The organism is Streptomyces sp. NPDC060209, from assembly GCF_042728155.1.
Taxonomy (GTDB): domain Bacteria; phylum Actinomycetota; class Actinomycetes; order Streptomycetales; family Streptomycetaceae; genus Streptomyces.
This window is the reverse complement of sequence record NZ_JBHWZS010000008.1, coordinates 65,191-73,797: the sequence shown is the minus strand read 5'-3', so window position 1 is coordinate 73,797 and position 8,607 is coordinate 65,191. Positions and strand designations below refer to the sequence as shown.

The following is an 8,607-nucleotide window of genomic DNA, read 5'->3' as shown; positions in this document are numbered from 1 at the left end:
GGTGCGCAGCATGCCGTGAGGGGGTCAGGCCTCTTCGAGCACCACCGACCGGGTGAGATGGCGCGGCAGGTCGGGATCGAGGCCGCGGGCCGCCGCGCGGGCGACAGCCAGCCGCTGCACCCGGACCAGGTCGGCCAGCGGGTCCAGGCCGCTCTCCACCCAGCGGGCCCCGGTCGCCCGCACCTGCTCCCGTAGTCCCTCCGGGGCGGTACCGAACATCCAGGTCGCGGTTCCGGCCGTGGCGATGCTGATGGGGCCGTGGCGGTATTCCATCGCCGGGTACGACTCCGTCCAGGACAGGGACGCCTCCTTCATCTTGAGCGCCGCCTCGTTGGCGAGCCCGACCGTCCAGCCGCGCCCCAGGAAGCTGAACTGGGAACACTCCAGAAGGCCTTCGGGCAGTGGCTCCGCCAGGGCGGTCTCCGCGTCCCGGACGACGTCCTCCGTGTGCAGCCCGAGATGGGCGCGGAACAGGGTGAGCGCGGTGGTCGCGAACCTCGTCTGGACCACGGAGCGCTCGTCGGCGAAGTCGAGGACGACCACCTCGTCGGCGGCATCCATGACCGGCGTCCGCGGGTCGGCGGTGACGGCGACGGTCCGTGTGGTGCCCCGCAGCCGGGTCAGCAGGTCGAGCACCTCGGTCGTCGTTCCCGAACGCGTCAGCGTGACGACCCGGTCGTACGCGCGCCCGAACGGGAACTCCGAGGCGGCGTACGCGTCCGATTCGCCCTGCCCGGAGGACTCGCGGAGCGAGGCGTACGCCTGCGCCATGTAGTACGACGTCCCGCAGCCGACGACGGCGATGCGCTCACCGGTGGCGGGCAGGGCGATCTTCCGGTCGGCGGCCGCCTCCGCGGCGCGGCGCCAGCACTCCGGCTGGTCGGCTGTCTCGGTCTCGACATGCGACATGTCCGCACTCCGCTTCCGCTGCTGTTCGCCCCCGGTGGGGGTGGGCTGGGTGAAATCGATGCCTGCTTGTTCAATTCTGCATGTTAGCTGGGTCAATCGAGCAAGAACAAGCAAAGTGCTTGCGTCTCCGTGGGCCATGCAACGTCTGTTTTCAGCCATGCTCGGTGGGTAGTCGGCTCAATCCGGTTCTGTCGCCCCTGCGCGGGTATCCGGTGAACGGCGTGAACCCTGTGGATGATTTGCCATGGTTCAGGTGAAAAGTCCCCTGTGAGATCGATCTGTGGCAACCCCGGACGGTCACCGGCTGACGGCGAGCGGTTCGGAAGAGGGGCGATTTTGCGTCATCGGGCCCACGCCTTGGCCGAGTTCGAACGCGCAGCCGGATCCTGGTCGGCATAATCGCCCCATGTCGATCACGGGTGGGGACGTCGTTGACCTCGGCAGGGGCCTGTACGCCTGGCTGCCGCCGAAGCGGGGCTGGGGCCTGGCCAACTGCGGTCTTCTCGTGTCGCCGCGCGGCGCGCTGTGGATCGACACCCCGTACGACCCGGTGCTGGCCGGCCAGTTCCTGGTGGAGAGCCAGAAGCGGCTCCCCGACGGAGTGGACATCGGCCGTGTGATCGTCACCCACGCCAACGGGGACCACTTCTGGGGTGCCGGAGTGCTTCCCGACGCGGAGATCATCGCGACCCGGGAGGCCCGGGAGCACATCCACTACGACCCCACCCCGCAGCAACAGCACGCCCTGGTGGCCGGAAGCGATCCGTCCACACCCCTCGGTGCGTACCTCGGCCGGCACTTCGGCGCCTTCGACTGGTCCTCCACCGAGGAGGTGCGGCCGACCACCTACTTCACCGGAGAGCTCGAACTGACCCTGGGGGAGTACGCGGTCCAGGTGTCGTCCCTGCCGCCCGCGCACACGGCGGGCGACCTGATCGTGTACCTGCCCGCGCAGCGCACGGTGTTCAGCGGAGACGTGATCTTCTCCTCCACCCCTCGGCAGCCCGGGGACCATCCCGTGCACTGGGCGGGCCCCCTGAGCAATGTGATCGACGCCTGCGAACGCGTCCTGGCCACCGGCGCCGAGGTGATCGTGCCGGGTCACGGACCGGTGCTCGGACCGGCCGGAGTGCGGGAGCACATGGGCTACCTCGCGTACGTACGCGAACGCGCCCACGCCCTCCACGCGGCAGGTGTGCCCGCGGTCGAGGCGGCCCGCCGGGTGATCGGTGAGGGCCGCTACCCGGCGCTCGGCCTGCCCGAGCGGCTCGTGGTGACCATCGGGAGCGAGTACCGCCACCTGGACGGCTCGGAAGTCCCCGGCGTCCTCCAGGTGATGGCCGACGTGGCCGCGGTCGCCCACGAGACCGACGCGGCGTGTACCGGCGGCCAGGCGTGACGGCCGGCCGGGCGCCCCGCCGGGGCGCGGGCTGTCGACCGTCCCCGACAACAGAGACGCGGTGACGCCGTGGTGGCATGGATCGTGGCCCTGATCGCCGTCGTGGTGGCGATATGGTCGGCCGCACGTATGTACCAGGCCAGGCGGGACGCGTACGGCGCCTCGGCACGTGCGGAGCTGACCGAGCGCCAGGCCAAGGCGGCAGAGGCCCGCACCCTCGCCCTCACCGAAGAGATCCGCCAGCTCGCCCAGAAGCGGATACCGGCGGCGGCCACCGCACTCTCCCACCGGGCGGCGCCCGTTCCGGGGCTGCGGGAGGCCGCGGGGATCGAGGGTGACGCCGCCCGGCTGCTGACCGAGGCCGTACAGGCCGCGCGCACGGCGGTCCTGGAGGAACGCGGACGTGTCGACGCGGCAGCGCGGTCGGCGATGCGCGGCACCTCCGCCAAGATCCAGTCACTGCTCAACCAGTCGCAGCACCTGCTTCACGAGCTCCAGCACGAATACGACGACCCGCGAATCCTGCAGCTCGACTTCCGCAACGAACTGGCGCTGCGCCGCACCCAGGCCACGGCCGTGCTCTGCGACGCCTGGCCCGGACTCGCCCGGCAGAACTCCTCGCTCGTCGAGGTCGTGCTCGGCGCCCAGTCCCGGGTCCCGGGGTACGAGCGGATCAAGGTCGCCAACCATCTGCGCCAGGAGCGGCTCGCCCTGGTCGCCCGGGCCGCGGAACCCCTGGCGATCGCGCTCGCCGAGCTGCTGGCCAACGCGACGGCGTACTCGCACCCGGACACCGAGGTGCCGGTGACGGTCCAGCAGACCGCCGGGCGCGGTGCCCTGATCCTCGTCGACGACGCGGGGATCGGCATGGACGACGACGCGCTGAAGCGGGCCCGCGTGCTGCTGTCCGGCCCCTCCGAGGTGCTGCTCACCGAGCTGGGGGACCCGCCGCAGACCGGCTTCGCGGTGGTGGGGCGACTCATCGCGCGTTACGGCTTCAGCTGCCACATCGAGTCCTCGCCGTACGGGGGGATGCGCACGATGCTCCGCATTCCGGCCCATCTGCTGACCGTGATGGACGACGACCGCACCCTGTCCGTGCTCGCGCCGAAGCCGGTGCACGCGCGGGGGACCGGAGCCGCCGCCGAAACCCCCTTTCCCGCCGCGGCCTCCGCACCCGACGAGCCTGCCGAGCCCTCCGCACTCGCCGAGTCCGCTGAACTTGCCGCGCCCGTGCCCGCGGAACCTGCCCCCGACGCCGACAGCGCAGTACGTCCGGCAGGTCTGCCCACCCGGCGGCGCAGATCCCGTCGGACGGACTCACCGGAGGCGTCGACCGCTCGGGCGCAGGAGGTGGAGGAGCCCGCACTCCGTACGCCCGAGCAGGCCGGAGCAGCCTGGGCCGCGCTCCAGGAGGGCACTCTCAGCGGCAGGAAGGCGATCGAGCTCCCGCCGCAGGCGCCCTCAGTATCCCCATCGGACGACCAAGGAGACGACGAGACGTGAGCACCACCCCCACCGCCGGTGATCTCGCCTGGGTGCTGACCCCCCTGCTGGAGCTGCCCGGTGTACAGCACGCCGTGGTCGCCACCGGCGACGGGCTCGTCGAGGGCGCCTCGCCCGGCCTGGACCGGGCGTCCGCCGAGCGCGTCGCCGCGATGACGGCCACCCTGCACGCGGCGGCCCGCGCCTTCACCACCGCCTTCACCGAGGCCGAGTCACCGCACCTGGCCCAGACGGTCGTGGAGTCCGATCTGGGTTTCGCCATCGTCGTACCGGCCGGCAAGAACACCACTCTGGCCCTGTTCGCCGCGCCCGACGCGCACCTGGGGAACATCGCGTACCAGATGCAGGTGCAGGTCACCGCGCTGACCCGGGCCATGCACGCCCCCACCCGCCAACCGGACGCTGCCACCCGGCCATGACCCCCGGCCCAGGCCGCCGCCTGATTCCCGCTTACCTGGTCACCGGTGGCCGTTCCGCGCCCACCGGTCCCGCGCTCGACCGGCTCGCCGTGCTCATCCGTACGGACTCGGCACTGCCGCCGAACACCGGTTCGGAGCAGCGCAGGCTGTGTGAGCTCCTGGAGCCGGGAGCCCTCACCGTCGTCGAATGCGCTGCCCACCTGGACCTGCCGGTCAGCGCCACGGTCTTCCTGGCCACGGACCTCGTGGCCGCAGGACATCTGCACGCTCGACCACCGATCCCCAGCGCCGGTGAGATCGACCGGTCGCTCGTCGAGAGGCTGCTCGTTGGACTCCGTTCCCTCCACTGACCGGGGCGGCATCGGCTATCTGCCGAGCGCCGCCGAGACCCTGATGAAGCTTGTCGTCACGGGTCCCTTCGGCGTGGGCAAGACGACCCTGATCCGCACACTGTCGGAGATCCCGACCCTGCACACGGAAGAGGCGATGACGCAGTCCAGTACGGGACTCGACGACACCGCCGGGCTTCCGGAGAAGACCACGACCACGGTCGCCATCGACTTCGGCAGGCTGACCGTCCAGGACGACCTGGTCCTCTACATGTTCGGCACGCCGGGCCAGGAGCGCTTCTTCCCTCTCTGGGAGGACATCGCGCGCGGTGCGCTCGGCGCCCTCGTCATGGTCGACACCCGCCGGCTCGAGGACTCCTTCGCCGTCATGGACATGGTGGAGGAGCAGGGACTCCCGTACGCCGTCGCCGTGAACCGTTTCCCCGATGCCCCCGCCCATGCGGACGAGGTCCTGCGCAAGCACCTCGACCTCGATCCCCGTACTCCGCTGGTGCAGTGCGACGCCCGGGAGCGCCGGGGCAGCATCGACGCCCTGATCGCCCTCGCCGAGCACGCGCTGACCTCTTTGCCCGCGTCCCAGGAATCGTCATGACCCGTCCCGTGACCGGCACTTCACCCGGCACCGCCCCCTCGCTCCTCGAGCCGCTCCCGCTGTACGGCGCCGGCTTCGCCGCCGATCCGCACGGCCACTACCGCAAGCTGCGCGCCCAGGGGCCCGTGGCCAGGGTCCGCATCGCCCCGGACGTCGACGCGCTGCTGGTCACCGACTACCACGCGGCCGTCGACCTGCTGCGGGACACCGAGACCTTCACCAAGGACCCGCGTGCCTGGCAGGCGGGTGTGCCGGCCGACTCGCCGGTCCTTCCCGTGCTCGGCTACCGGCCCACCGCGCTCTTCACCGACGGCGACGTCCACGCCCGCTACCGCGACGCCATCAACGACACCCTCGCCCTGATCGAGCCCCACCTGCTGCGTGCGGAGGTGGCCCGGGTCGCGCGGCGGCTCATCGCCGCGTTCTCGGCCACCGGCACCGGTGACCTCATAGCCCAGTACGCCCGCAGGCTCCCCTTGCACGTCTTCACCGCCTCCTTCGGTGTGGCCCCGGAGGACACCGAGCGGGTGGTCCGCGGGACCGCCGGAATGATGGACTCCGCGGCGGACGCGACAGCGGCCTACGACGACCTCGTCGGCGTCGTCACCGCTCTCGTGTCGGAACGGCGGCGCACACCGCGCCGCGACCTCACCTCGTACCTGCTCGCACATCCGGCAGGTCTCGACGACAACGAGACGGTGCGTCAGATCACGCTCATCATGAGCGCGGGCCACGATCCGACGACCAACCTGATCGGCAACGCGCTGTTGCGCATGCTCAGCGACACCCGGTACGGCGGCTCCTTGCACGGCGGCGCCATGACCGCGCACGAAGCGGTCGACGACGTGCTCTGGCGCGATCCGCCGCTGGCCAACATGGGAGCGCACTTCCCGCGCCACGACACCGAGTTCCACGGGGTCCCGCTGCGCGCCGGGCAGCTCGTGCTGGTCTCCTTCGCCGCGGCCAACACGCAGTCGCCGCCTTCCGTCTCGGACCCCGCGGTGCGTTCGGGTGACGGTGCGCACCTGGCGTGGTCGACGGGGCCCCACCGCTGCCCGGCCAAGCAGCCCGCCCTGCTGATGGCGATGACCGCGATCGAGCAGCTCACCAGTCAGCTCTGCGACCTGGAACTGGCTGTCGAACCTGGCGCGCTGGTGTGGCGGCCGGGCCCATTCCACCGTGCCCCGGCCCACCTCCCGGTGCGTTTCACCCCGCTCGACACGGTCCCCGAACCGGACGACGCGGGCGTACCGGACGCTGCCGATCGTGTTCAGACCCGTGTCGGTGGTACGCCGAACGGGTGAGGGGCGAGAGAATTGCCCGATGAACAGCGAGCGCAGCCGGCGCACAGCCAACCGGCATACGGACGGGGTGGTTCTGTGAGCAGGTACGACAGGTACGACAGGTACGACGCCACCGACGAACAGTGGGAAGGGCTCGCCCAGGTCGTACCCCTGAGGGGCCGCAACGAATGGCCTTCGCGGGTCGACCACAGGACGGTCCCGGACCAGCGGGAGTCGGCCGAGCAGCGGCGCCTGGTGGTTCTGAGGGTCCAGGTGTTCGCCGACGCCCGCGAGGTGGCCGAGTACCTGGTGGCGCAGATCCCGGTCCTGCTGGACCTGACCGGCGCCGAGGGCGATGTCGCCAAGCGGATCCTGGACTTCAGCAGCGGCGTCGTCTTCGGGCTCGGAAGCGGGATGCACCGGGTCGACCGCAACGTCTTCCTGCTCGCGCCGGTCGGCATGGAGGTCGAGGGGGTCACCGCGGCGGGCGTACCTCAATCGTAGGAAGGTCGTGCGGGCGGAACGGTTCGCCGCTCACGGGCGTGCGTACGGTCCGCTCATGACTGTGATCTCCTCGGGGCGGACGGCTCCGTCGCCGTCAGGCGCGGCCCGTCCCGCACGCCCCTTCGTCGGTGAACTCCGGCTCGACGCCTTCGCCTCTCACCGCCGTACCGTCATCCCGCTCGGGCCGCTCACGCTGCTCGCCGGGTGCAGCGGCAGCGGGAAGTCGACCGCCCTGCGCGGCTACGAGGCCCTTGCGCGGCTGGCCGCCGGCGATCCGCTGGAGGACGTCTTCCCCGACCCGGCGGCCTGGGTGCCGGAACGGGCGGGCGCCGACGCGCAGGGGCGGCGCGGATTCAGGCTCGGCTGCACGGTGGAGGGCCCGGCCGGCCCGGTGAGACTGGATCTCGCCGTGCAGGCCGAGCCCACGCTCCGCATCGTCGGCGAGCGGCTCACGGACTGCGGAGAGATCCTTCTGAGCACCGCCCTGCGGGACCCGCGGCGTTCCCACGTCCAGGCCGCCTGGCACACCGCGGGGTCGGTGCCGGTGACGCGTGCTCCTTTCCCCGACGACCGGCTCGGCACGGCGCTGCTGCCGTTGCGGGTCGCCGGGACGACGGACGGGCAGCTCAGGGTGCTGGCCGCCGCCGAACAGGTGGTGGTGGCACTGCGGTCCGCCTTCGCCTGCGATCCTCAGCCGCGGCGGATGCGTGCGGCGGTACCCGTCGGGGAAGGGCGGCTGACCTCGTGCTGCGACAACCTCGCCGAGGTCCTGTACCGCACCCACAGTCAATGCGGCCAGCGGCACGCCCGGTTGGTCGCCAGCGCGGCCACGGGGTGCGCGGGACAGGTGACAGGGCTGACCGTCGAGCGTCTGGCGGACGGGACCGTGCGGGCGCTCACCGGCCGGGGTCCGGGCCGCACCACACCCATCGGCCGCCTCGGTGACGGCGAACTCAGATATCTGGCCTTCGCACTGGTGCTGCTGACCGGACCGCATGTCCTGGTGGTGGACCCGGCGGCGGAGGTGCCCTCGGCCATGCAGGCCCTCACCGTCCTGGCCGACGGGCTCGACCGGAGCCTGGACGTGCGGCAGACCGGTGAGCTGCTGGCGCTGGCGGCGTCGATCTGCGCGGACGGGCACATGCGCCTGCTGGGGACGGTGGGCGAGACGACCGCGGCAGCCGCCCGTGGGAGGGCCGGTGTGACGGTGGTAGACCTGACTCCGTGACGGATCTGGATGTAGCACAACTGCAGCGACGACTGGCCGACTTCGCGGCGTCCCGGGCCTGGGAGCCGTACCACACCCCGAAGAACCTGTGCGCTGCCCTGAGCGTGGAGGCCTCCGAACTCCTCGAGATCTTCCAGTGGCTGACACCGGAGCAGTCGGCGAGCGTGATGGAGGACGCCGACACGGCGTTCCGTGTGACGGACGAGGTCGCGGACGTCCTGGCGTATCTGCTGCAGTTCTGCGAGGTCCTGGGCATCGACGCGCTTGCGGCGCTGGCGGCCAAGATCGACCGGAATGAGGCACGCTTTCCGGTGCCCGGCAGCGCCGAGCCGACGGATCGTCACTCTTCGGAGTGATCGACTTATGCACAATCGACTTCCTGTCCACAGATTTCCGATTTCCTCTGGCATTCGTGTG

10 protein-coding genes are annotated in these 8,607 nt (G+C 71.3%); 9 read left to right on the top strand and 1 reads right to left on the bottom strand.

Annotation, left to right across the window (positions count from 1 at the left end):
• Positions 1 to 24 precede the first annotated feature (24 nt).
• A complete protein-coding gene (locus tag ACFWFI_RS03290; protein ID WP_387384846.1) occupies positions 25 to 909 on the bottom strand; it encodes an SIS domain-containing protein in 885 nt (294 codons plus the stop codon).
• A gap of 406 nt (positions 910 to 1,315) precedes the next feature.
• Between ACFWFI_RS03290 and ACFWFI_RS03285 the strand changes: the two genes are divergently transcribed.
• The 9 genes from ACFWFI_RS03285 to ACFWFI_RS03245 all read left to right on the top strand — a co-directional run bounded on the left by ACFWFI_RS03285 (position 1,316) and on the right by ACFWFI_RS03245 (position 8,546).
• Positions 1,316 to 2,308 (top strand): MBL fold metallo-hydrolase, encoded by a 993-nt coding sequence (locus ACFWFI_RS03285; RefSeq protein ID WP_387384844.1) that lies wholly within the window; start codon positions 1,316 to 1,318, stop codon positions 2,306 to 2,308.
• 69 nt (positions 2,309 to 2,377) lie between these two features.
• Complete coding sequence (locus ACFWFI_RS03280) at positions 2,378 to 3,814, top strand: ATP-binding protein (protein WP_387384842.1); 1,437 nt, start codon at positions 2,378 to 2,380, stop codon at positions 3,812 to 3,814.
• Positions 3,811 to 4,233 (top strand): roadblock/LC7 domain-containing protein, encoded by a 423-nt coding sequence (locus ACFWFI_RS03275; protein ID WP_387384840.1) that lies wholly within the window; start codon positions 3,811 to 3,813, stop codon positions 4,231 to 4,233. The genes ACFWFI_RS03280 and ACFWFI_RS03275 overlap by 4 nt, the downstream gene beginning before the upstream one ends.
• On the top strand, positions 4,230 to 4,583 hold the full coding sequence (locus ACFWFI_RS03270) for a DUF742 domain-containing protein (RefSeq protein ID WP_387384838.1): 354 nt from the start codon (positions 4,230 to 4,232) through the stop codon (positions 4,581 to 4,583). The genes ACFWFI_RS03275 and ACFWFI_RS03270 overlap by 4 nt, the downstream gene beginning before the upstream one ends.
• On the top strand, positions 4,561 to 5,175 hold the full coding sequence (locus ACFWFI_RS03265; protein ID WP_387384836.1) for a GTP-binding protein: 615 nt from the start codon (positions 4,561 to 4,563) through the stop codon (positions 5,173 to 5,175). The genes ACFWFI_RS03270 and ACFWFI_RS03265 overlap by 23 nt, the downstream gene beginning before the upstream one ends.
• On the top strand, positions 5,172 to 6,479 hold the full coding sequence (locus ACFWFI_RS03260; protein WP_387384834.1) for a cytochrome P450 family protein: 1,308 nt from the start codon (positions 5,172 to 5,174) through the stop codon (positions 6,477 to 6,479). Before ACFWFI_RS03265 ends, ACFWFI_RS03260 begins: the two co-directional genes overlap by 4 nt.
• A 75-nt stretch (positions 6,480 to 6,554) precedes the next feature.
• Positions 6,555 to 6,962 (top strand): cell division protein SepF, encoded by a 408-nt coding sequence (locus ACFWFI_RS03255; protein ID WP_387384832.1) that lies wholly within the window; start codon positions 6,555 to 6,557, stop codon positions 6,960 to 6,962.
• 7 nt (positions 6,963 to 6,969) lie between these two features.
• Positions 6,970 to 8,190 carry an AAA family ATPase gene (locus ACFWFI_RS03250; RefSeq protein ID WP_387384830.1) on the top strand — a complete coding sequence of 407 codons (1,221 nt, stop codon included), beginning with the start codon at positions 6,970 to 6,972 and terminating at the stop codon, positions 8,188 to 8,190.
• Positions 8,187 to 8,546: a nucleotide pyrophosphohydrolase gene (locus ACFWFI_RS03245; RefSeq protein WP_387384828.1), complete on the top strand. Its 360-nt coding sequence runs from the start codon at positions 8,187 to 8,189 to the stop codon at positions 8,544 to 8,546. Before ACFWFI_RS03250 ends, ACFWFI_RS03245 begins: the two co-directional genes overlap by 4 nt.
• Positions 8,547 to 8,607 lie beyond the last annotated feature (61 nt).

Coding starts and splice junctions, on each gene's coding strand:
- ACFWFI_RS03270 (WP_387384838.1), top strand. CDS start 4,230: ATGACCCCCGGCCCAGGCCGCCGCCTGATTCCCGCTTACCTGGTCACC.
- ACFWFI_RS03290 (WP_387384846.1), bottom strand. CDS start 909: ATGTCGCATGTCGAGACCGAGACAGCCGACCAGCCGGAGTGCTGGCGC.
- ACFWFI_RS03260 (WP_387384834.1), top strand. CDS start 5,172: ATGACCCGTCCCGTGACCGGCACTTCACCCGGCACCGCCCCCTCGCTC.
- ACFWFI_RS03285 (WP_387384844.1), top strand. CDS start 1,316: ATGTCGATCACGGGTGGGGACGTCGTTGACCTCGGCAGGGGCCTGTAC.